Source organism: Mesorhizobium sp. WSM4809 (assembly GCF_055811655.1).
Genome location: NZ_JBVVQW010000006.1, coordinates 121,162 through 141,534, shown reverse-complemented (window position 1 = coordinate 141,534; position 20,373 = coordinate 121,162). Strand labels below are relative to the sequence as shown.

At 63.1% G+C, this 20,373-nt stretch carries 21 protein-coding genes; 4 read left to right on the top strand and 17 right to left on the bottom strand.

Going from position 1 to position 20,373, the window contains the following annotated elements; all coding sequences use genetic code 11:
* Positions 1–295 precede the first annotated feature (295 nt).
* From mmsB to AC0L24_RS17245, 3 genes are all read right to left on the bottom strand, one after another.
* Positions 296–1,177 carry a 3-hydroxyisobutyrate dehydrogenase gene (gene mmsB / locus AC0L24_RS17255; protein ID WP_127810215.1) on the bottom strand — a complete coding sequence of 294 codons (882 nt, stop codon included), beginning with the start codon at positions 1,175–1,177 and terminating at the stop codon, positions 296–298.
* 98 nt (positions 1,178–1,275) lie between these two features.
* On the bottom strand, positions 1,276–1,644 hold the full coding sequence (locus AC0L24_RS17250; protein WP_127271453.1) for a four helix bundle protein: 369 nt from the start codon (positions 1,642–1,644) through the stop codon (positions 1,276–1,278).
* Positions 1,645–1,666: 22 nt separating this feature from the next.
* Positions 1,667–2,836, bottom strand: a complete 1,170-nt coding sequence (locus AC0L24_RS17245) for an isobutyryl-CoA dehydrogenase (RefSeq protein ID WP_127810216.1) — start codon at positions 2,834–2,836, stop codon at positions 1,667–1,669.
* 136 nt (positions 2,837–2,972) lie between these two features.
* On the opposite strand from AC0L24_RS17245, the gene AC0L24_RS17240 reads away from it, so the two are divergent.
* On the top strand, positions 2,973–3,587 hold the full coding sequence (locus AC0L24_RS17240; RefSeq protein WP_127810217.1) for a dimethylsulfonioproprionate lyase family protein: 615 nt from the start codon (positions 2,973–2,975) through the stop codon (positions 3,585–3,587).
* Positions 3,587–5,059, top strand: coding sequence for a cobyric acid synthase (locus AC0L24_RS17235; RefSeq protein WP_127810218.1), 1,473 nt, complete (start codon positions 3,587–3,589; stop codon positions 5,057–5,059). The genes AC0L24_RS17240 and AC0L24_RS17235 overlap by 1 nt, the downstream gene beginning before the upstream one ends.
* A 23-nt stretch (positions 5,060–5,082) precedes the next feature.
* On the opposite strand, the gene AC0L24_RS17230 is transcribed toward AC0L24_RS17235, so the two are convergent.
* The 4 genes from AC0L24_RS17230 to AC0L24_RS17215 form a co-directional block, all read right to left on the bottom strand.
* Positions 5,083–5,502 (bottom strand): VOC family protein, encoded by a 420-nt coding sequence (locus tag AC0L24_RS17230; RefSeq protein ID WP_127810219.1) that lies wholly within the window; start codon positions 5,500–5,502, stop codon positions 5,083–5,085.
* 72 nt (positions 5,503–5,574) lie between these two features.
* Entirely contained in the window at positions 5,575–6,405 is an 831-nt protein-coding gene (locus AC0L24_RS17225; protein WP_127810220.1) for a helix-turn-helix domain-containing protein, read from the bottom strand.
* A gap of 102 nt (positions 6,406–6,507) precedes the next feature.
* Positions 6,508–6,678: a hypothetical protein gene (locus AC0L24_RS17220; protein ID WP_127268806.1), complete on the bottom strand. Its 171-nt coding sequence runs from the start codon at positions 6,676–6,678 to the stop codon at positions 6,508–6,510.
* Positions 6,679–6,730: 52 nt separating this feature from the next.
* Entirely contained in the window at positions 6,731–7,516 is a 786-nt protein-coding gene (locus AC0L24_RS17215) for a TSUP family transporter (RefSeq protein ID WP_127268807.1), read from the bottom strand.
* 148 nt (positions 7,517–7,664) lie between these two features.
* Between AC0L24_RS17215 and AC0L24_RS17210 the strand changes: the two genes are divergently transcribed.
* Positions 7,665–8,096 (top strand): TerB family tellurite resistance protein, encoded by a 432-nt coding sequence (locus AC0L24_RS17210; RefSeq protein ID WP_127268808.1) that lies wholly within the window; start codon positions 7,665–7,667, stop codon positions 8,094–8,096.
* 20 nt (positions 8,097–8,116) lie between these two features.
* On the opposite strand, the gene AC0L24_RS17205 is transcribed toward AC0L24_RS17210, so the two are convergent.
* The 5 genes from AC0L24_RS17205 to AC0L24_RS17185 form a co-directional block, all read right to left on the bottom strand.
* Complete coding sequence (locus AC0L24_RS17205) at positions 8,117–9,739, bottom strand: ABC transporter ATP-binding protein (protein WP_127810222.1); 1,623 nt, start codon at positions 9,737–9,739, stop codon at positions 8,117–8,119.
* Positions 9,736–10,605: an ABC transporter permease gene (locus AC0L24_RS17200; RefSeq protein ID WP_127810223.1), complete on the bottom strand. Its 870-nt coding sequence runs from the start codon at positions 10,603–10,605 to the stop codon at positions 9,736–9,738. The genes AC0L24_RS17205 and AC0L24_RS17200 overlap by 4 nt, the downstream gene beginning before the upstream one ends.
* Complete coding sequence (locus tag AC0L24_RS17195) at positions 10,602–11,549, bottom strand: ABC transporter permease (protein ID WP_127269831.1); 948 nt, start codon at positions 11,547–11,549, stop codon at positions 10,602–10,604. The genes AC0L24_RS17200 and AC0L24_RS17195 overlap by 4 nt, the downstream gene beginning before the upstream one ends.
* Positions 11,550–11,562: 13 nt before the next feature.
* Complete coding sequence (locus AC0L24_RS17190) at positions 11,563–13,041, bottom strand: ABC transporter substrate-binding protein (RefSeq protein WP_127810224.1); 1,479 nt, start codon at positions 13,039–13,041, stop codon at positions 11,563–11,565.
* Between the two features lie 160 nt (positions 13,042–13,201).
* The gene (locus AC0L24_RS17185; RefSeq protein WP_127810225.1) at positions 13,202–14,482 is read right to left on the bottom strand and encodes an acetylornithine deacetylase/succinyl-diaminopimelate desuccinylase family protein; all 1,281 of its coding nucleotides are present in this window, start codon (positions 14,480–14,482) and stop codon (positions 13,202–13,204) included.
* 222 nt (positions 14,483–14,704) lie between these two features.
* Between AC0L24_RS17185 and AC0L24_RS17180 the strand changes: the two genes are divergently transcribed.
* A complete protein-coding gene (locus AC0L24_RS17180; RefSeq protein WP_023812266.1) occupies positions 14,705–15,133 on the top strand; it encodes a L,D-transpeptidase in 429 nt (142 codons plus the stop codon).
* A gap of 61 nt (positions 15,134–15,194) precedes the next feature.
* Here the strand turns inward: AC0L24_RS17180 and AC0L24_RS17175 are convergent, their stop codons facing one another.
* The 5 genes from AC0L24_RS17175 to AC0L24_RS17155 are packed head-to-tail and all read right to left on the bottom strand — an operon-like array spanning position 15,195 to position 20,109.
* Positions 15,195–16,178, bottom strand: coding sequence for a lipid A biosynthesis lauroyl acyltransferase (locus AC0L24_RS17175; RefSeq protein WP_164873981.1), 984 nt, complete (start codon positions 16,176–16,178; stop codon positions 15,195–15,197).
* Between the two features lie 13 nt (positions 16,179–16,191).
* The gene (locus AC0L24_RS17170) at positions 16,192–17,220 is read right to left on the bottom strand and encodes a zinc-binding dehydrogenase (RefSeq protein ID WP_127398721.1); all 1,029 of its coding nucleotides are present in this window, start codon (positions 17,218–17,220) and stop codon (positions 16,192–16,194) included.
* Between the two features lie 37 nt (positions 17,221–17,257).
* Positions 17,258–18,529: a beta-ketoacyl-ACP synthase gene (locus AC0L24_RS17165; RefSeq protein WP_027039033.1), complete on the bottom strand. Its 1,272-nt coding sequence runs from the start codon at positions 18,527–18,529 to the stop codon at positions 17,258–17,260.
* Positions 18,530–18,580: 51 nt separating this feature from the next.
* Positions 18,581–19,771, bottom strand: coding sequence for a beta-ketoacyl-ACP synthase (locus tag AC0L24_RS17160; RefSeq protein WP_473563997.1), 1,191 nt, complete (start codon positions 19,769–19,771; stop codon positions 18,581–18,583).
* A 56-nt stretch (positions 19,772–19,827) separates the two neighbouring features.
* Positions 19,828–20,109 (bottom strand): acyl carrier protein, encoded by a 282-nt coding sequence (locus AC0L24_RS17155; RefSeq protein ID WP_010909964.1) that lies wholly within the window; start codon positions 20,107–20,109, stop codon positions 19,828–19,830.
* Between the last annotated feature and the right edge of the window lie 264 nt (positions 20,110–20,373).

The following is a 20,373-nucleotide window of genomic DNA, read 5'->3' as shown; positions in this document are numbered from 1 at the left end:
TCTCAAAACGTGCTGCAGGGCAAAATGCAAAAACCGCGCTCCATCAGGAACGCGGCTTTGCCAGATACGCATGGCGCTTCGCTACGCAAACACTTTGCGAAACTTATGGCACTTGTCGAAACTTACGGGCTCCGGTACGCGAGACCTGATCCGGAGCACCGGGCGGATGAGATATGTCCGCCTCGCAGTCCGTTTTATAGGGACATCGTTACCGCGGAGTTATCGAGAGCTTAAGCAAATCTAAATTTGCACTTTTTTACCCAAGGAAACCGGAAAAATCCGGCAAATCCGGGGGTTACGCTGGGTTACCCCTGAGAAAATTAATTATGCCGGAGAAATCGACCCCGCCATGTCCCTGGGCGTTGAACAAGGCATAGAGCTGGGCTGCTTCGGCGCCAAGCGGCGTTACAGCACCCGCACCTTGTGCGGCTTCCTGGGACAATTTCAGGTCTTTCAGCATCAGCGCCGCTGCAAATCCTGGGTTGTAGTCCCTGTTTGCGGGCGAAGTCGGCACCGGCCCGGGCACCGGGCAGTAGGTGGTCAAGGACCAGCACTGGCCGGACGAGGTCGAGGCGACGTCGAACAGCGCCTGGTGTGACAGGCCGAGCTTTTCCGCCAGCACGAAGGCTTCGGCGACACCGATCATCGAAATGCCGAGGATCATGTTGTTGCAGATCTTTGCCGCCTGGCCGGCGCCATCGCCGCCGCAATGGACGATGCGACCGGCCATCGGCTTCAGGATCGGCTCGGCAGTTGCAAAGGCGTCATCGGAGCCTCCGGCCATGAAGGTCAGCGTGCCGGCCGCGGCACCGCCAGTGCCGCCCGAGACCGGTGCATCGATCGACGACAGCCCGTGCTTCCTGGCGACGGCATGGGCCTTGCGGGCTGACTCGACGTCGATGGTCGAGGAATCGATGAATAGTGCGCCCTTTTTCGCCTTGGGCGCTATGTCCTCATAGACCGACAGCACATGCTTGCCCGCAGGCAACATGGTGATCACCACGTCGGCATCCTTCACCGCGGCCAAGGCATTCGCCATGATCGTCACGCCTTGTTCTTTGGCGACGTTGAGGTTCTCCGGCACAAGGTCGAAACCATTCACCGCATGCCCCGCCTTGACCAGGTTGGCGGCCATCGGATTGCCCATGTTCCCTAGGCCGATGAAGGCGATCGTCATAGTGGTGCTCCGTGATTTGGGCTAACAGTAGGCAGTAGGCAGTAGGCAGTAGGCAGTAGGCAGTAGGCAGTAGGCAGTAGGCAGTAGGCAGTAGGGGTCTATTCGGGTGCAAGTTTGAAAATAAGCTGGCGAAGCATTTTGCCGATGCCCTCCGTGGATGTCAGCAACTGACTAGCTTGATCATGCGTGGCAAGGCCAATGCGTTCAGCGATCTGGAGGTGTGTCTCGAATTCCTTCAGCGAGCCTTGGGCAATCCTCAGAAATTGCTGATAGGAACCTCTGTTGTCTCGGCCATAACCTTCGGCGATGTTTGCAGGAATAGAGGTTGCTGAACGGCGGATTTGGCTGGTCAACCCATACAATTCCTCTTTTGGCCATGCCTTGGTCAAAGAATAGGTGGCGACAGCCAGATCCATCCCCTGCTGCCACACGATAAGATCCTTGTAGGAATTGATCTTGCCGGTCATCTCACTGCCTACTGCCTACTGCCTACTGCCTTCCAATTAATGCTCGCGCGATGATGACGCGCATGATCTCGTTGGTGCCTTCGAGGATCTGGTGCACGCGCAGGTCCCGCACCAGCTTCTCGATGCCGTAGTCGTGCAGGTAGCCATAGCCGCCGAGCAGCTGCAGTGCGTCGTTGGCGACATTGAAGCCGGTATCGGTGACGAGGCGCTTGGCCATCGCCGACCATTTGCCGGCGTCCGGCGCCTTGCGGTCGAGCTTCGCGGCGGCGGCATAGAGGAAAATACGCGCCGCCTGCAGTTCGGTCTCCATGTCGGCCAGCCTGAACTGCAGCGCCTGGAACTGGTTGATCTTCGAGCCGAAGGCCTTGCGCTCGGCGGTGTAGGAAAGCGCCTTGTCGAGCGCCGACTGCGCGCCGCCCAGCGAACAAGCGGCGATGTTCAGACGGCCGCCGTCGAGCCCGGCCATGGCGATGCCGAAACCCGCACCTTCGCCGGACAAAAGGTTCTCCGCCGGCACCTTGCAATCCTCGAAGATGACCTGGCGGGTCGACTGCATATGCCAGCCCATCTTGTGCTCGTTGGCGCCGAAGGAAAGGCCTGGCGCATCTCTGGGCACGACGATGGTGGAAATGCCTTTCGGGCCGTCCGCGCCGGTGCGCACCATGACGGCATAGACATCGCTGTCGCCGGCGCCGGAGATGAACTGTTTGGTGCCGTTGAGGACATAGTCGCCGCCGCTCTTGACCGCGCGCGTTTTCAGCGCCGCGGCATCGGAGCCGGAGCCTGGCTCGGTCAGGCAGTAGCTGGCCAGCCATTCCATCGAGGTGAGCTTCGGCAGGAAGCGCTGGCGCTGCTCGTCATTGCCGAAACGGTCGATCATCGACGCCACCATATTGTGGATGGAGATGAACGACGAAAAAGCCGGATCTGCGTGCGACAGCGCCTCGAAAATCAGCACGGCGTCGAGCCGGCCAAGTGCCGAGCCACCGACATCGTCCCTGATATAGATGCCGCCAAGGCCGAGCGGGCCGGTCTCGCGGATCACATCGGCCGGGAAATGCTTGTTACGGTCCCAGTCGAGCGCATTTGGCGCGACACGGTCTGCGGCGAAGGCCTGCGCCATCTCCTGGATGGCGCGCTGCTCCTCGTTAAGTTCGAACTGGCTGGTGCTCGCATCGACCGCGGCGTCCATGGCGTGCTCCCTAATCTTCGACCTGTTGGCCTGTCGTTTTTGGCTTTGCGCGCGCACCAATCTAGACCAATGATGCCGCCGCGCAACCCGACGCTCTGCGGAGCGGCTGTGCACCAATGCATGCCCGGAGCAAGATGTGACGACAAAATTCGATGAACTGCTGGGCCGGTTCCGCGCATACCTTTCCTCCGTGGATCACGCCTTGGTGCGCGATGCCGTGGCGCGCATTGGCTGGGACATGCCGGCTCGCACGCTGGAGCCGCATCCGCTCAACTGCCTGCGTCATCTTGATCGCGCCGCAGAGTTGGCGCCGTCGGATGCCAAGCCGCTGGTGCAACTGCTTGCTGAACGGCGCAACGATCTCCGCTGGGGGCAGACCTACAGCGAGGCGGATTTCGGAAAAGAGTTCATCGATAAATACGGCTGGCTGGAAGTGTTCGGCACCCGAGGCCACTTCGTCAATGACGCTGTCGCCGCCGGCGTGCTGATCCTTGGGCCTGATATCGTCTATCCCGACCACCATCACATTGCCGAGGAAATCTACATTCCGCTGACCGGCGGTACCGAATGGCGCATGGGCGAGAGCGGCTTTTGCATGCGCACGGCCGGCGAGGTCGTCCACCACGCGTCCAACGTCAATCACGCCATGCGCACCGGCCAAGACCCATTGCTGGCGCTGTACATCTGGCGCGGCGGGCCGCTGGCGCAGAAATCCGATATCACCGGAACCTTGGCGCAGGGCAGGGACTGATGGCCAGAGCGATCATGCTGCAAGGCACGGGTTCCGACGTCGGCAAGACGGTGCTGGTCGCCGGCCTCTGCCGCGCGGCAAAGAAGCGTGGGTTGAAGGTGCGGCCGTTCAAGCCGCAGAACATGTCGAACAACGCCGCCGTTGCCGATATTCCCGACGACAAAGCTGGCGGCGGCGAGATCGGCCGCGCGCAATGGCTGCAGGCGATCGCTTGCGGCGTGGCACCCTCGGTCCACATGAACCCGGTGCTGCTGAAGCCGCAGACCGATGTCGGCGCACAGGTCATCGTGCAGGGCAAAATGTTCGGAGAAGCGCGGGCGCGTGATTACCAGGCGATGAAGGGCCAGTTGATGGACGCCGTTCTGGACTCCTGGGGCAAGGTCGGCGAGGGCGCCGATCTCGTCATCGTCGAGGGCGCGGGTTCGCCGGCCGAGATCAACCTGCGCAGCCGCGACATCGCCAATATGGGCTTTGCCACGCGCGCCGACGTGCCGGTGGTGCTGGTCGGCGACATCGATCGCGGCGGCGTCATCGCTTCGGTCGCCGGCACGCATCTGATCCTGCCGGAGGAGGACCGGCGCATGATCGTCGGCTATCTCATCAACAAGTTCCGCGGCGACATTTCGCTGTTCGACGATGGGCTGAAGTCGATCGAGACATTCACGGGTTGGCGATGTTTCGGCGTGGTGCCGTGGCTGAAGGCGGCGGCGCGCCTGCCTTCGGAGGATTCGGTGGTGCTGGAGCGGTTGGCGTCCGGCGAGGCACGCGCGCTGAAGGTGGCGGTGCCGATGCTTGGCCGCATCGCCAATTTCGACGATCTCGACCCGCTCAAGGCCGAACCGCAGGTCGAGGTGGTGTTCGTGCCGCCGGGAAAGCCTCTGCCGGCCGATGCCGGGCTGGTGGTCCTTCCGGGCTCCAAGTCGACAATCGGCGATCTGCTGAAATTCCGCGAGAACGGCTGGGATCGCGACTTGCTGGCCCATCGCAAGCGCGGCGGCCATGTCGTTGGTATCTGCGGCGGCTTCCAGATGCTCGGCCGCACAGTGCGCGACCCTGACGGCATCGAAGGCAGCGTCATCGAAGCCGAAGGGCTCGGCCTGCTCGACGTCGAAACGGTGATGGAACCGGAAAAGACGGTGCGCAACGTCAGCGCCCGTTCGGTGCCGTTCGACTTGCCGCTCGAAGGCTACGAAATCCACCTCGGCCGCACCATCGGACCGGATACGCTGCGGCCTTCCGCTGTCATCAATGGTGTCGAGGACGGGGCGGTGTCGGCCGACGGCAAGGTGATCGGCACCTATATGCACGGCCTGTTTGGCGCCGACGGCTTTCGCGGGAGATTCCTCGAAAGCCTCGGCATCAAAGGCGGCGGCATCGACTACCGGGCCGAGGTCGAGCGGGCGCTGGACGAGGTCGCAGCCGAGCTGGAGACCCATCTCGACTGCGACGCGATCTTTGCGCTGGCTCGGTAATTCGCAGAGCGCCCGAGGTTGGCTCAGGCCTTTTCGCCCGCCTTCGGCCAGTAGGTGCCGAAGGACCAGACGTTGCCTTCCGGGTCGCGGCAGATGAACTCGCGGCTGCCATAGTCGCGGTTGGTCAATTCCTGGATGATCGTGGCGCCGGCGTTCCTGGCCTTGGCATAGGCGGCATCGGCATCGTCGACGGCAATGTAGATCGACTTGCCGCCGCCTGAGCCGGGTTCGCCGACCATCTTGCCGTAGTCGTCGTCGCGCACCGAGCCCAGCATGATCAGCGAGGAGCCGAAGACCAGTTCGGCATGGTGTACGACATCGCCTTCGCCATAGCGGGCACGGACGCTGAAGCCGAAAGCCTCGCCCAGCCAGTCGATCATTCTTGCCGCGTTCTTGTAGCGCAAAGCGGGGTAGATGCGGGGCGCTTCAGTGGTGGTTGGCATGGGAACCTCCTTCGCTTGGGTTGCTCGATAAGCCACCCTGCTCGAAGGCCGTTCCAGGGTCTTGAAGAAATGTTACCTGACAGAGAGCGCGGTCGGCGTTTCGCCGGCGAGGTCGCGAAACTCGCGCACCAGATGCGCCTGGTCGGCATAGCCGCAATCGGCGGCGATGCCGGCCCAGTCGACGGTCGGTTGTCTCGACAGGCCGAGCGCCCGGTTGAAGCGGACGATGCGCGACAGCGTCTTGGGGCCGATGCCGATGGCGTTGGAAAAACTGCCGGCGAGATGCTTGCGGCTCCAGCCCAGCCTTTCGGCGATCGATCCAATGCGGGTCCGGCCGCCGGATGCGATGATGCGGTCATAGGCCCAGGCGATTTCAAGCGGCGTCTCGGCGGCATTCTCGAGACGGGCGGTGACGAAGGCTTCGGCCATGTCGAAACGCGTCGTCCAGTCCGGCGCGTTGCCAAGCTTTTCACGCAGCGCCAAGCCTTGCGCGCCAAGCACGTCGTCGAGGACGACCATGCTGTCGGCCAGTTCGCTCATCGGCAGGCGGAAGAAACGGCGTGCGCCAAGCGGCGTGAAGTTGACCTGGACGCAGCAGGCGCCGCCGAAGGATTCGATCACCACCGGTCCGGCAAAGAGGCCGGCGGCGAAACTGGCGAAGCGGTCATTGTCGCCGGGCGCCTTGCCGAGGCCGATAGCGAAGGGTTCAGCGAAGTTGATGACCAGCGGCACGGTGAGGGACGCGTATTCGACGTTGCGCATATGGCCGGGCGTCATTTCGCGATAGCCGCAAATGTCCGACACAATGCCCTGAAGTCGAGGATCGGGCAGGCGCCGGCGCATCTCGAACCGCCCGGCGACGGACCGGTCCTGCTCTTGCTGGGGTTGCATCTCGACTGGCATCGGCCATCCTTGCGCCACGTCAAATCTAGCAGACCCGGGGCCGGAATCAAAAGCGCCCCGCGTTTTGCCCGGCGCTCCTCGTCCCCCCTTCAAGGGAAATGGTCAGGCGCCGCGCATCAAGCAGCCGCCGGCAAGCACGATGAAAGCAATAAGAACAATCCACACCGATGCGAGTGGAATGAACGCAAGAACGCCAAGCGCGGCGAGTGCGCCGATGATGGCGATAACAACGGAAATGATAAAAACGATCTGCGTAGGTGCGCTAAGATTCATGTGTGGCTCCTCCTACATGATTCGAACAGCGGCATTCTATCAGGGCGCGTGATCACACACCAATCAGGGCGCGCAGCGGGTTCGCCGGGTCGGCCAGCAGCTTCACAGCAAGCGCCAGGCACACGATCACCAGCAGCGGCTTGATCAGTTTCGCGCCGATGCGCATGGCCAGGCTGGCGCCGACGCGGGCGCCGATGAACTGGGCAACGCCCATCATCAGGCCGATCTTCCAGTAGACGACGCCGAAGGCCGCGAAGACGATGAAGCCGCCGATGTTGGAGGCGAAGTTGAGCAGCTTGGTATGCGCCGTCGCCTTGAGCACGCCATAGCCGGCAAGCGCCACGAAGGCCAGCATGTAGAAGGAGCCTGCGCCCGGTCCAAACAGGCCATCGTAGAAGCCGATCGCGGGTACCAGGATCAGTCCGAATAGGAAGGGCGACAGCCGCTCGGCGCGATCGATGTCGTTCATGTTGGGCTTGAACGCGAAGTAGAGCGCGATGGCGATCAGCACGATGGGCAGGGCAGCCCGCAGAATGTCACCCGGCACGATCGTCGCCAGCAAGGCGCCGATGGCGCTTCCGACAAGGGCCAGAAGCGCCGACGGCAATTGCCGGCGGAGGTCCACATGACCCTTCGATGCGTAGTGGATGGTCGCCGAGCCCGAGCCGAACATGCCTTGCAGTTTGTTGGTGGCGAGCGCCTGGACCGGCGTGAAGCCGGCAAGCAGCAGCGCCGGCACGGTGATCAGCCCGCCGCCGCCGGCGATCGAATCGACAAAGCCCGCGGCAAAGGCGGCGAAGGCGAGCATGGCGACGGTCTGGATGCTAAGGTCGATCATCTGATGTATGGCGGTGTCCGGCCGGCTGAAATATCGGGCGTTCGACCACGGCCGCCCTGTTTGCGCAAGGTCGATTCCGCGCTACCTCTATCCAAGCGCATCGCGCTTGGATTTATATTTGTGTGGTTAACCCGGAAAGAGGCTCCTGATGGCATTCGCATTGCTGGACCAGATACGTCAGATATTCGACGGCGACCCGGGTGTGCGCAAGGTGGCGGACGATCCGGTCCTGTCGGCGGAACTGCTGATGTTGTTTCGCATGATCCTGGCCGACGGGTCTGTCAGCGAGAGCGAGATGGTTGTCTTCCGGCGCATCTGCAAGGACGCCTTCGGCATTGCGGAAAGCAGTATCGACAGCGTCATCGAATATCTCAACGAGTTCGGCTACGAGACCAACGGCTCGCAGGCGATTGCACTGTTCCGCGACCTCGATGTCGAGCGGCGCCGGCAATTGGCCAAACATATGGCGGAGATCGCCAAGGCGGATTCGCAACTTGCCGAGAGCGAGATGCGCCTTCTGCGCCGCACGCTCGACCTGCTCGACATCAGCCCGGTCGATGTGGTGAAGCCGCAGGAGTGATTGGACGCCTTCTCTCCTGATCAGCCTTGCTCTCGCAGCCGCGTCGCGATCGCCCGGTGCAAATCAGGGGCGGCGGTGACAAGCGCCTTGGCCGCCTCGGATTGCGGGTGGTCGAGCACCGCGTTCGTCTTGCCGCGCTCGACGATCTTGCCGTCATGCATGACCAGCACCTCGTCCGTAATGGCGCGGGCGACGGTCAGGTCATGGGTGATGAAGAGATAGGCGATGCCGAGCTTCTGGTTGAGCTCGGCGAACAAATCAAGGATCTGGGCGCGGATCGAGACGTCGAGCGCCGAGACCGGCTCGTCGGCGACGACCAGCTTGGGGCGGGTGATGATGGCGCGGGCGATCGACAGGCGCTGGCGCTGGCCGCCGGAAAATTCATGCGGGTATTTGTCCATGTCGCTGATGCCGAGGCCGACTTCGTGCAGCGCATGCGCCACCATTTCGCGGCGCTCGGTGCGCGTCGGCTTCTTCTCCAGCACATGCAGGGGTTCGGCGACCAGTTTTTCGACCTTCTGACGCGGGTCGAAGGATCCGTAGGGATCCTGGAAAACGACCTGCATGTCACGGCGAGCCGGCTTCAGCTCGGCTTCGCTCTTGCCGGTGACGGTCTCGCCGCGAAACCGGATCGTACCCGAGCTTGGCCGATCCAGCGCCAGGATCATGCGGGCGAGGGTTGACTTGCCGCAGCCGGATCTGCCGACCAGCGCCACTGACTGACCCGGCGCCATCGACAGCGAGACATCGTCGACGGCGCGGATGCCAGGCGCGCGTTTGAACAATGAGGTGCGCCGTCCGGGATAGTCGCGTGTCACGCTTTCGACCTGAAGCAAAGGTCGGCTCGTCTCGATGTCATGCAGCCTGGCGCGCGCCGGCACATGCATCGAGGCCTGCGCCAGCTGGCGCGTGTAGGGATGGAGCTGTTCGGACAGCGTGCGCGCAGTGTCGCCGGCTTCCATAACCTCGCCGCGGCGCAGGATAGTGATGCGGTCCGCCATCTCGGTCACCACGGCGAGGTCGTGCGAGATCAGGAGCAGGCCCATGCGGCTCTCGGCGACGAGGTCGCGCAAGAGGTCGAGGATCTGCGCCTGCAGCACCACGTCGAGCGCCGTCGTCGGCTCGTCGGCGACCAGCAGCTTCGGCTTCAGCGCGCAGGCGATGGCGATGACGACGCGCTGGCGCTGGCCGCCGGACAGTTCATGAGGATAGCGCGACATAGGGAATTTCGCCGAGGGCAAGCCGACGCGGTCGAGCATTTTTCGCGCCCGGTCTTCGGCCTCGGCGCGGCTGGCCTTGGTGTGCCAGCGTATGCCTTCGGCAACCTGTTCGCCGATGGTCTTGACCGGATTGAGCGCCGTCATCGGCTCCTGGAAGACCATGCCGATGTCGTCGCCGCGCAGCGCGCACATTTGATCCTCGCTCGCCGTGAGGATGTCGATGCCGTCGAATGTGACGCGTCCGGTGGCCCGCGCGGCATGGGGCAGAAGCTGCATCACCGTCAGCGCAGTCATCGACTTGCCCGAACCGGATTCGCCGACCAGGCCCATCACCTCGCCGGGCGCGACGGAAAGCTCCATACTTTTAAGGATCTGCGTGTCACCGATGGTCAGCGACAGGTTCTCGATGTCGAGCAGGCTCATCGCTGCCGCCGCGATTTCGGATCGAGGATGTCGGCGATGCCGTCGCCCAGGAGGTTCAGCCCCAGCACGGCGACAACGATGGCCATGCCCGGAAAGATCGCCATCCATGGCGCCACCACCATGCGGGTCTGCGCGTCGAACAGCATGCGGCCCCAGCTCGGCATTGGCGGTTGCGTGCCCAGGCCCAGATAGGAAAGCCCGGCCTCGGCCAGGATGCCCAGCGCGAACTGGATGGTGCCTTGCACCAGGAGCAGCGTGGCGATGTTGGGCAGCACATGTTCGATTGTGATTTGCGCGCTGCTCTTGCCGGCGGCGCGTGCGGCGAGAATGAACTCGCGCGGCCAGATCGCCAGCGCGCCGGCCCGGGCGACACGGGCAAAGACCGGGATGTTGAAGATGCCGATGGCGATGATGGCGTTGATCGCGCCCGGCCCGAAGATGGCGGTGATCATGATCGCCGACAGCAAAGCCGGGAAGGCGAAGACGAGGTCGTTCAGCCGCATCAGTGCCTCGTCGACGAGGCCGCCGCGTGCCGCCGCAAAGGCGCCGAGCGGCACGCCGACCCCCATGCCGATGCCGACCGCGACCAGCGCCACGGCAATCGAATTGCGGGCGCCGACCATGACCATCGACAGAATGTCGCGGCCGAAATGGTCGGTGCCGAACCAGTGCGCCAGCGAGGGTGCCTGCGTCTTGTCCGATATCACCAGTTTGGTGACGTCGTAGGGCGTCCAGGCATATGAGACTACAGCCATTGCCAGGATCATGAGGGTAATGACGAAACCGGCCACGAAGGCGGTATTCCTGAATGCCTTGCCCAGGATGCTGCCGAACGTCTCCTCTGGGATGTCGATGTGCAGTGTCATTGCCGGCTTCTCAGGCGCGGATCGACCACCGCATAGGAAAGGTCGACGAGGAGGTTGACGGCGATGACGGCCGCGACCAGCAGCATGACGACGCTTTCGACCACGATCAGATCGCGCTGCGTGATGGCCTGGAACACCAGCCGGCCGAGGCCGGGCAGATAAAACACATTCTCGATGATGATGGTGCCGGCAAGCAGGAAGGCGAATTGCAGGCCCAGAATGGTCAACACCGGGATCATGGCGTTGCGCAGTGCATGCCGCCACAAGACTGCGCGATAGGGCAGGCCCTTGGCGCGGGCGGTGCGGATATAGTCCTCGTTGAGGACCTCGATCAGCGCCGAGCGGGTAACGCGCGCCAGGATCGCGGCTTGCGGCAAGGCAAGTGCGACCGCCGGCAGCAGCAGCGATTTCAAGGCTGGCCAGATGCCGGCACTCCAGCCGGGAAAGCCACCGGCCGGGACCAGCCGCAGCCAGACGGCGAAGACATAGATCAGCATCAGTGCGAACCAGAAATTGGGCACGGCGACGCCAAGCTGTGCGGCGCCCATCGAAATCGTGTCACCGGCGCGTCCACGCCGGCTGGCGGAAAACAGGCCAACGGGAATCGCGATGATGGTGGAGAGCGCAAGCGCAATCAGCGCCAGCGGCAGCGAGACGGCAAGCCGCTCGCGCACCAGGTCGATGACCGGCACCGAATAGGTGTAGGAGCGGCCGAAATCGAGGCTGAGCAGGCCGCCGGCCCATTGCAGGTAGCGCAAGGCCAGCGGGGCGTTGAGGCCCATCTGGTTGCGCAGCAGCTCGACCTGATCGGCACTGGCGTTCAGGCCCAGCATTAGCCGCGCCGGATCGCCGGGCAGGATCTCCAGGACGGCGAACACCACCATGGAAGCCAGCACCAGCGTGGCGAGCGCGACGGCGAAGCGTTTTAGGAGGTAGGCGGTCATGGAAGGTGGGGGATCACTCGCTCCACTTCACCTTGGTCAAATCATTGGCCTGGATCGGGGCGTTTTCCCACAGGCCTTGCAGCTTGGCGTCCCAGACGCCGACCTTGGGCAGTTCGTAGAGGAAGCCGACCACGGCATCGTCCGCCAGGATCTTCTGTGCCTGCCCCAGCAATTCCTTGCGCTTGGCTTCGTCGGAGGTGACGCCGAGATCGGCAATCACCTTGTCGAAGGCCGGGTTGTCGTAGTTGAAGTAATAGTCCTTGCGCGAATAGATATCGATGTCGTTGGGCTCGGTGTGGGAGACGATGGTCAGGTCGTAATCCTTCTTGGTGAACACCTGATCCAGCCACTGCGCCCATTCGACCGGGATGATCTCCAGATCGATGCCGACGTCGCGAAGTTGTGAGGCTATGATTTCGCCACCGAGGCGGGCATAGGCGGGCGGCGGCAGTTTCAGCGTCGCCTTGAAGCCGTTTTCGAGGCCTGCCTCTTTCAGCAATTCCTTGGCCTTGGCGACATCATGCTGGTAGCGGCCGGTGAGGTCGACATAATCCTTGCTGGCCGGCGACATGTGCGAGCCGATCGGCTGGCCGAGGCCGGCCGAGGCGCCGTCGATGATCGCCTTGCGATCGAGCGCGTAGGAGATCGCCTGCCTCACCTGCAACTTGTCGAAAGGAGGCTTCTTGTTGTTGATCGACAGGATGGTCTCACCCTCGGTCGAGCCGATCACCACCTTGAAGCGCGGATCGTCCTTGACCTGCGCGAGGCTGTCGGCATCGAAGAACGGGAAAGCCTGGATGTCGCCGGAAAGCAGGGCCGGCACATAGGCCGCGGCATCGGGCACGATGCGGAATTCGGCCTTGTCGAGGGACGCCGGCGTGCCCCAGTAATTGTCCGATTTGACCAGCGTGATCGACGATCCCTTGGCCCAGCTCTGGAACTTGAACGGGCCGGTGCCGATCGGTTTCTCCTTGTTGGTCTCTGCCGATTCCGGCGCCACGATCACCGCGTCACCCCAGCCCATATTGTAGAGGAAGGATCCCTGCGGGTTCTTCAGCGTCACTTTGACGGTCGCCGGATCGACGACGTCTATCGTATCGATGGCCGCGAATAGGCCCTTTTGCGCGTTGACCGAATTTTCGGCGCGGGCTCGATCGAGCGAGAATTTCACGTCGCCGGCATCGAAGTCGGTGCCGTCATGGAATTTCACGCCGGTGTGCAGCTTGAAGGTGTAGACCTTTCCATCATCGGAAATGGTCCAGCTTTCGGCCAGATCCGGCAGCACCTCGCCATTGGGCCCGATGCGTGTCAGGCCCTCGAACACATTGGCATATAGAACCTCGTCGATTGCCGCGGCGGCACCTGCGGTCGGATCGAGATGCGGGGGTTCGAGCGGAATGCCGATGACCAGGTCGGTCCGCGCGGCAAACGCGGAAGCGCCGGCGGCCAGCGACAGCACCGCGGCCGCCAGGATGGTTTTCCACAGTTTCATCGTGCGACTCCCCATGCGTTTCAGACACGTGCTCGAACCCGGGCGATAGAAGCGTGATTTCGCCGCGGAGTAAATTGCGTTTCGTTCTGCCCGTTGGCGTGGCCGGGAATGTTTTGTCCTGGCCACCGCATCGGCAGGTCGAAGCTTGTCGCGGTGCGCCTTACCCCGCGGCTGTGCCGCGCAGCAGCACGTTGAGCCCTATCGCCATCACCTTGGCCGATTCTACCATGTCCGATATCCCGACCCATTCGTCCGGCCGGTGGGCGAGGTCGAGAATGCCCGGCCCATAGGCGATGCAATCATAGATATGGCCGATGCGCGCAATGTGCTTCTGGTCGTAGGTGCCGGGCGAGATGACGTAGTCGGGTTCGCGGTCGAAGATCGCCATGATGCCTTGCGCAACCGCTTTGACCACCGGGGCGTCGCGCTCGGTCATCAGCGGCAGCACTTCCATCAGGTCGCGGATTTCGTAGTCGAATTTTGTCCGCTCGCGCTTTAGCCGGTCGAGAATACCGGTCACTTCGCCTTTGACGGTGTCGAGATCTTCCTCCAGCAGGAAACGACGGTCGATGGTCAGCCGGCAGGAGTCGGGCACGTTGGGCGACGGCAGGCCGGGCCGGAAGTCCTCGGTCTGGCCGCCATGGATCGAATTGATGTTCATGGTCGAGCGTTTTGCCCCTTCGGGCACGACCGGCATGCGCGTCATCTTACGGTCAAGCGCAGGGAACAGCTCGTCCTCGAAAGCCCTCAGCACGGCGCCCATGTGGCGCACCGCATTGTCGCCGAGAAACGGCATCGAGCCGTGCGCGATCTCGCCCTTGGTCTCGATCTCCGCCCACCAGACGCCGCGATGCCCGAGGCAGATGCGGTCCTTGTTGAGCGGCTCGGGAATGATGACGTGGTCGACCCTGGGTTTTGAGAAATAGCCGAGTCTGGCCAGATGGGCGACGCCGCCGAAGCCGCCGGACTCCTCGTCGACGGTGCCGGATATTTCGATGACGCCGGGAAAGTCGGGGAAGACTTCCAGGAAGGCTTCGGCTGCGATGATCGAGGCGGCCAGTCCGCCCTTCATGTCGCAGGCGCCGCGACCATAGACCTTGCCGTCTTTGACGACGCCGGCAAAAGGATCGACGGTCCAGCCGTCGCCGGCTTCGACCACGTCGATATGCGAGTTGAAGTGGACGCAGGCGCCTGACGATCTTCCGTCGAAACGGGCAACGACATTGACGCGCGGGTAGCGGTCGGTGTCGCCGGGCGTGCCTTCGGCGCGGATGAATTCGGTCTCGAAACCACTCTTCTTCAGCCGCGCGCCGAGATATTCGGCGCATGGCCGATAGGCCTCGCCGGGTGGATTGATGGTCGGAAAACGGATCAGCTCAGTGGTCAGCGCGACGACATCGTCGCGCCTGTCATCGATTGCCCGGAGGAGTCGCTCGTTCATGCCCAGAGTTGAGCAGCGATCTCGGCGGTTTTGCAAGCCCGTTGGTGATCGAGCCTGTGCGGCGTGTCGTTGCGGCAACTATTGCGGGAAATCGTTCAAATTCGCTGCTTTGGATTGGCGAATTGGTCAAGGTGTGTGTGTTAGCCCGTTCATCTGCCATTAAAAAGATGAGAGACAATTTGAGGGCAGGCAGGTTAGGGGCAATCAAAGGGGTTTGATCGCATGAAAAAGACAGTTCTCATGGCAGCCGTGTTTGTTGCGATGCTGTTCGGTGCTTCGGGGCAGGGCTGGGCAGCCAGCCTCGTTGCAAATATTGACGTGTCTTCGCAGACGATGACCGTCAGATATGGCGCGTCGGTTTACCGGTGGAGCGTCTCCACCGCGCGCAAAGGTTACATTACGCCGCGCGGCAGCTATCGGCCGCAACGGACGGCGCGGATGTGGTATTCGCGCAAATACGACATGTCGCCAATGCCTCATTCGGTGTTCTTCCGCGGCGGCTATGCCATTCACGGCACCGGCGCGGTGAGGCAGCTCGGGCGCCCGGCATCGCATGGCTGTGTGCGCTTGCACCCGACCAATGCCGCCGCCTTCTATGCGATGGTTCGGCAAGCCGGTTTCGGCAATACGCGCATTGTCGTCACCAACTGAAGAGATTCAGGTTCGCTGTTGTCGGCTGGCGCAGGGCTAACACCCTCGCCAGCAGTTCTGTTTAAGCGTTCGGGACCGCTTTTGCCTGCGAGGGCCGCTTTCGACGCCCGCCGCTGATCTCCCACCTTTTGTGGAACCACATCCACTGGCCGGGATCTTCTCGCACCCAGCGTTCGACGACATCGTTGAGACGCTGGGTGGTGGCGTGGACATCGACGCTGCCGTCAGCCGTGCGCGGCAATGTCAGCTTGTCCTCGATTTCGAGCCGGAAGCGGTTGCCTGGCAGCCTGATGCAGCGAGCCGGATAGACGTCGCAGTCATAGTGACGGGCAAGGGTGGCCAGCACCCGATTGCTCTGGCACGGACGGCCGAAGAATGTCGTCTCCAGTCCGTTGGAGAATTTCTGGTCGACAAGGATGCCGATGTTGCCGCCGTTCTCCAGGACCCCGGCCAAGGCGAATGAGGCACCGGCCATCGATGGCAGCAACGAGCCCATGGTCGAGCGGCGCGTCGAGAGGATGTAGTCGGCAAGATAAGGATTGTTGGGTGGGCGAAACAGCGCCGTGATGTTCATGCCGAAGGTCGCCGCCGCCACCGGCAGAAGTTCGAAATTGCCGAGATGGCCGGTAAAGACGATGTGCGGCTTCACTTCGCTGGCGATTTCGAGGAAGTGGTCCGCTCCTTTGACCTCGATGCGGCCGGGCTTGATCGCTGTAGGGTCATAGTCGAAGAGGGCGTCGAGAAAGATGTATTCCGCGGCAAGACGGGCCATGTTGCCCCACATGTCGGAGGCGATCGCCTGGATCTCGGCTTCGCCCTTTTCCGGATAGGCCTTGCGCAGATTGTCGACGGCGACCTGATGGCGTCCCACCCGGGGGCCGACCATGCGTGCGGCGCGGTCGGCGAAATTCAACGCACTGTCGGCCGGCAGCAGGCGCAGGACCGAGATGATCATCATTGCGGCGCGCGCCACCAGCCAGTAATTGAGCTGGCGCAGTTGCCTGCCGTAGCGAAATTTTAGATCCCGGCGGAACTTCTTGAACACAGAGGTCAAGGCTCTAGCCGACGCGCAGGATGATCTTGCCGAAAACGTCGCGGCCTTCCATGCGCTTCAGCGCGGCGTCGATACCGTCGAAGCCGACTTCGGTGTCGATGACGGGTGCGACCTGTCCCGCCGCCATTTTCTGCATGGCGTTGGCCATGTTTTCCATGCGGCAGCCAAACGAGCCAAGCAGTTTCAATTGCTGCTGGAACAGCTGCATGAGGTTGATCTGCGTCGACACGCCGGAAGTCGAACCGCAGGTCACCAGGCGGCCGCCACGCTTCAGGCACAGCATCGAGGCGGCAAAAGTGTCGGCGCCGACATGTTCGAAGACGACATCGACGCCCTTCTTCTTGGTCAGCTTGCGCACGACGCCCTCGAAACGGTCGTCGCGGTAGTTGATGACATGGTCGGCGCCGAGCGCCTTGGCTTTGTCGATCTTGTCGTTGGAGCCGACCGTGGTGATGATGGTGCAGCCCATCCGTTTGGCCAGCTGGATGGCTGCCGAGCCGATGCCGGATCCGCCGGCATGGATAAGGATCGTCTCGCCGGGCTGTAGCCTGGCGTTGTCGAACAGCATGTGCTCGACCGTGCCGAAGGTGACGGGCGCGACCGCCGCGCCGATGTCGGTCACGCCGGGCGGGGCAGGGACCAGCAGGCGAGCCGGCAGGTTGATCTTCTCTTGCGCGAAACCGTCGAGATGGAAACCGTGCACACCCGAAACATGTTCACAGAGGTTGTCGTGGCCTTCGCGGCAGGCTCGGCAGAGGCCGCAGGTGCGCGCGCCGTAGATCGATACCAATTGTCCGGGCAGCAGGCTGGAAACGCCGGAGCCTACCGCCTCGACCTCGCCCGAGGCTTCGGCGCCGACGACCAGCGGCAGCTTGCGCTTGGCGAAGGCCATGCCGCGCCAGCCCCAGACGTCGATATGGTTCAGCGCCACCGCCTTGATGCGCAGCGTGACTTCGCCAAGTGCCGGCGGTGGGGGAGGCGGCAGGTCCACCGTTTCAAGACGGCGGTCCTCGATAAGTTGCAATGCGCGCATTGGGCCTGTCGGTTTCGGTCTGGCTGAAAAAGGTCGCTTAGACCGGTTCCCGCGCCATGACAAGGCAAGTGTTCTGGCCGCCGAAGCCGAAGGAGTTCGACAGCACGGTGCGGACCTCGGCATTGCGCTTCTTGTTCGGCACCACGTCGAGCACGATCGCGGGGTCGGGATTGTCATAGTTGATGGTCGGTGGAATGACGCTTTCGCGCATCGTCATCAGTGAGAACGCCGCCTCGACGGCGCCCGCCGCCGACAGCGTGTGGCCGATCATCGATTTGTTCGACGAGACCGGCATCGAGCCGATCCGCTCGCCGAACACCGTCGACAGCGACAGATGCTCCATCTTGTCGTTTTCCGGCGTCGAGGTGCCGTGGGCGTTAACGTAGTCGATCTCGTCCTGGCTCAAGCCGGCATCGGCTAGCACAGCACGAACCGCCGCGATCGCCGGCGAAGCGTCCGGCTTCGAGCGGGTGCGGTGGAAATCGTCCGCCTTTTCGCCGCAGCCGCGCAGGATGCCAAGAATCGTGGCGCCGCGCGCGAGTGCGGTTTCCAGTGATTCCAGCACCAGCGCGCCCGAACCCTCGGCGAGGACAAAGCCGTCGCGGTCCTTGGAGAAAGGTTTTGACGCCTTTTCGGGAATGTCGTTGTGGGTCGACAGCGCTGACAGCAGCGAAAAGCGGATCAGCGCCTCGGCGGTCGCCGAACCGTCGGCGCCGATCGACAGCGCGCGGTCGCATTCGCCGCGGCGGATCGCCTCGACGCCGAGCTGGATGGCGGTGGCGCCGGAAGCGCAGGCGGTCGACAGCGTGATCGGCAGCCCGCGGGTGCCGAAACGGTCGGCAAGCCGGCCGGCGATCGAGCCGAACTGCGTGGTCTCGAAAAAGTCGAGTTCTTTCAATCCGCGCGCCACCCGCAGCAGCCGTTCGCCGCCGGAGTCCAAATCATTGGAATTGTAGAGCGCGAAGCGGTCGTGCCAGTCGAGTTCGACCGGCGGTGAAGCGAGGAAGAGAGGACCACCAAAATCACCGGAATCGAGGCCGGACTCGGCCACGGCCTCACGCGCGGCGGTTTCCGCCAGTTCATAGGTGAGATGGCTGGAGCCCTTCGAGCTCGACGGCAGGAAGTCGACCATGCCGGAGATGCGGGTGTTGAGATGATCGACCGGAAAACGGGTAATCGGGTGGATGCCCGACTTGCCCGAGGTCAGCGCCGCCCAATTATCGGCCTTGCCGACGCCAAGCGAGGTCACCACGCCGATGCCGGTGACGGCAACGATCGGCCTGCCCATATGATCGTTCAGATTGGCCATGCGGTAGCCCTCGATCGTTTATCGTTGCGGCATGGATCGTGGACCACCGCCTCAGGCGGCGTTGACGAGCGCCATGCCCTCGAATTGGTGATAGCCGATCGCCGTTGCAAGGACGGTTGCGGGAACCCCTTCGAACGGCTTCTCGGCTGCGGCATCAAAAACAGGGTAGGCGGCCTTGCGATCGACGGCCAGCGCCGCCAGTGCCACAGCGAAGGGAAACTGTGCTTCCTTCATGTGTCCGGTCAGCGTCGAGAAACCGCGCGCGGCAATCGCCGGATTGGCATCGAGCGCGGCTTTCTCGGCGATGGTTGCCCTATGGGCGCCCGACGCGCCCGACATGGCCAGCAATTTGCCGTTCGGCATTGCAGCCTGCTTGAGCAGGGCGGCGATCTGGGCGTCGAGTTCTCCCCGTGGGCGCCTGGCGCGGCCGGAGACGACCGGCCCAAGCTCGGCATAGATCTTGCGGCCGCGGCTCATCGCGTGTTCGCGCTGCTCCAGCACCAGGAAGGCACCGCCGGATCCAGTCACGACGCCGCCGCCCTCAGCGCCCTGTCTTTGCCAGACCGGCCTCCACGGGCCGCGATGCAGATAGCCGGCGAGTTCATAGCCGAGCAGCATGTCGGAATGTTCGGTCTGGAAGGCGCCGCCGACCAGGATGTGCGTCGACTGGCCGGAGCGGATGCGCGCGGCTGCTGTCTCGACGGCGGCGACGCCGGCACCTTCCTCGCCCATGAAGGTTCTGGATGAACCGGTCACCTTGTGGACGATGGAGATGTTGCCGGCGAGCAGATTGGAAAGCTGCGCCAGGAACAGTGTCGGCCGCAATTCGGTGGTCAATTTCTCGTTGATCAGCACATCGCGGTCGTTGCGGCTTTGCGAAGCGGCGAGAATGGCGGCATCGACCGCCTCGTCGCGTTCGCCGCCGCCCGCGGCCACGACCATGTCCATGGTCGTGCAGAGTTCGTCATTGCCCTTGATGCCGGCGTCGTCCAGCGCCAGGCCTGCGGCATAGGTGCCGAGCCTCTGCCAGGTTTCCATCTGGCGCTGATCGCCACGTTTGGCGATCTGCAGGTTCCAGTCGATCTCCGGCAATGGATGAACGGTATAGGGTGCAAAGCGCGCCGCTTCGAGCACCGGTTCCAGGCCCGGCTGCGCGAGCTTCTGCCAATGGGCGTCCGGACCTTCCCCCAGCGAGGAGACAAGGCCGATACCAGTGATGACGACGTCGCGGGGGCTGCTCATGGGCGGCTTTGTGGGTCAGGCGGCAGAGCGCGTCAAGATCGCGCGCTCAACCGATGTCAGGCGGTTTTGGCGGCAACCAGCGCGTCGATCTTGGCGCACAGGTTCTTCATGACGAAGTAATCGTCGGTCGAAGCCTTGCCGTCATTGACCTCCTGGGTCCACTTTTCCAGCGGCACCTTGATGCCGAATTCCTTGTCGATGGCGAAGACGATGTCGAGGAAATCGAGGCTGTCGATGCCGAGGTCGTCGATCGTATGGCTCTCGGGCGTGATGGTGTCGATATCGATCTCGCTGGTGTCGGCAATGATCTTGGCGACTTTGTCGAACGTGGTGGACAAGGGCTTTTCCTTCGGTTGCGGGCGGAATCTGTCCGCATCTTGTTTGGGCGCTGTCTAATCGGTTTTTCCCGGCAGGAAAAGGCCTGATGCGCCGGGCGCAGATGGGTAGGGCATCCAGGAAACGCAAGAAGGGGCCCCCGGTTTACCCGCGGGCCGTGGGTTTGAGGGCCGGGCGGCGTTGTTTGGGTGGAGGGCGGTTTTTGAAAAACCGCCCCCCCGTGGGGGGCCGGCCTCAGCAGTGGCGGGGCGGGGCCCCGTAGGTGA

Excerpts from the sequence above, each read along its gene's own strand:
- mmsB (WP_127810215.1), bottom strand. The coding sequence starts at position 1,177 with ATGACGATCGCCTTCATCGGCCTAGGGAACATGGGCAATCCGATGGCC.
- AC0L24_RS17250 (WP_127271453.1), bottom strand. The coding sequence starts at position 1,644 with ATGACCGGCAAGATCAATTCCTACAAGGATCTTATCGTGTGGCAGCAG.
- AC0L24_RS17245 (WP_127810216.1), bottom strand. The coding sequence starts at position 2,836 with ATGGACGCCGCGGTCGATGCGAGCACCAGCCAGTTCGAACTTAACGAG.
- AC0L24_RS17235 (WP_127810218.1), top strand. The coding sequence starts at position 3,587 with ATGGCCAGAGCGATCATGCTGCAAGGCACGGGTTCCGACGTCGGCAAG.
- AC0L24_RS17230 (WP_127810219.1), bottom strand. The coding sequence starts at position 5,502 with ATGCCAACCACCACTGAAGCGCCCCGCATCTACCCCGCTTTGCGCTAC.
- AC0L24_RS17225 (WP_127810220.1), bottom strand. The coding sequence starts at position 6,405 with ATGCCAGTCGAGATGCAACCCCAGCAAGAGCAGGACCGGTCCGTCGCC.
- AC0L24_RS17220 (WP_127268806.1), bottom strand. The coding sequence starts at position 6,678 with ATGAATCTTAGCGCACCTACGCAGATCGTTTTTATCATTTCCGTTGTT.
- AC0L24_RS17215 (WP_127268807.1), bottom strand. The coding sequence starts at position 7,516 with ATGATCGACCTTAGCATCCAGACCGTCGCCATGCTCGCCTTCGCCGCC.
- AC0L24_RS17210 (WP_127268808.1), top strand. The coding sequence starts at position 7,665 with ATGGCATTCGCATTGCTGGACCAGATACGTCAGATATTCGACGGCGAC.
- AC0L24_RS17205 (WP_127810222.1), bottom strand. The coding sequence starts at position 9,739 with ATGAGCCTGCTCGACATCGAGAACCTGTCGCTGACCATCGGTGACACG.
- AC0L24_RS17200 (WP_127810223.1), bottom strand. The coding sequence starts at position 10,605 with ATGACACTGCACATCGACATCCCAGAGGAGACGTTCGGCAGCATCCTG.
- AC0L24_RS17195 (WP_127269831.1), bottom strand. The coding sequence starts at position 11,549 with ATGACCGCCTACCTCCTAAAACGCTTCGCCGTCGCGCTCGCCACGCTG.
- AC0L24_RS17190 (WP_127810224.1), bottom strand. The coding sequence starts at position 13,041 with ATGAAACTGTGGAAAACCATCCTGGCGGCCGCGGTGCTGTCGCTGGCC.
- AC0L24_RS17185 (WP_127810225.1), bottom strand. The coding sequence starts at position 14,482 with ATGAACGAGCGACTCCTCCGGGCAATCGATGACAGGCGCGACGATGTC.
- AC0L24_RS17180 (WP_023812266.1), top strand. The coding sequence starts at position 14,705 with ATGAAAAAGACAGTTCTCATGGCAGCCGTGTTTGTTGCGATGCTGTTC.
- AC0L24_RS17170 (WP_127398721.1), bottom strand. The coding sequence starts at position 17,220 with ATGCGCGCATTGCAACTTATCGAGGACCGCCGTCTTGAAACGGTGGAC.
- AC0L24_RS17165 (WP_027039033.1), bottom strand. The coding sequence starts at position 18,529 with ATGGCCAATCTGAACGATCATATGGGCAGGCCGATCGTTGCCGTCACC.
- AC0L24_RS17160 (WP_473563997.1), bottom strand. The coding sequence starts at position 19,771 with ATGAGCAGCCCCCGCGACGTCGTCATCACTGGTATCGGCCTTGTCTCC.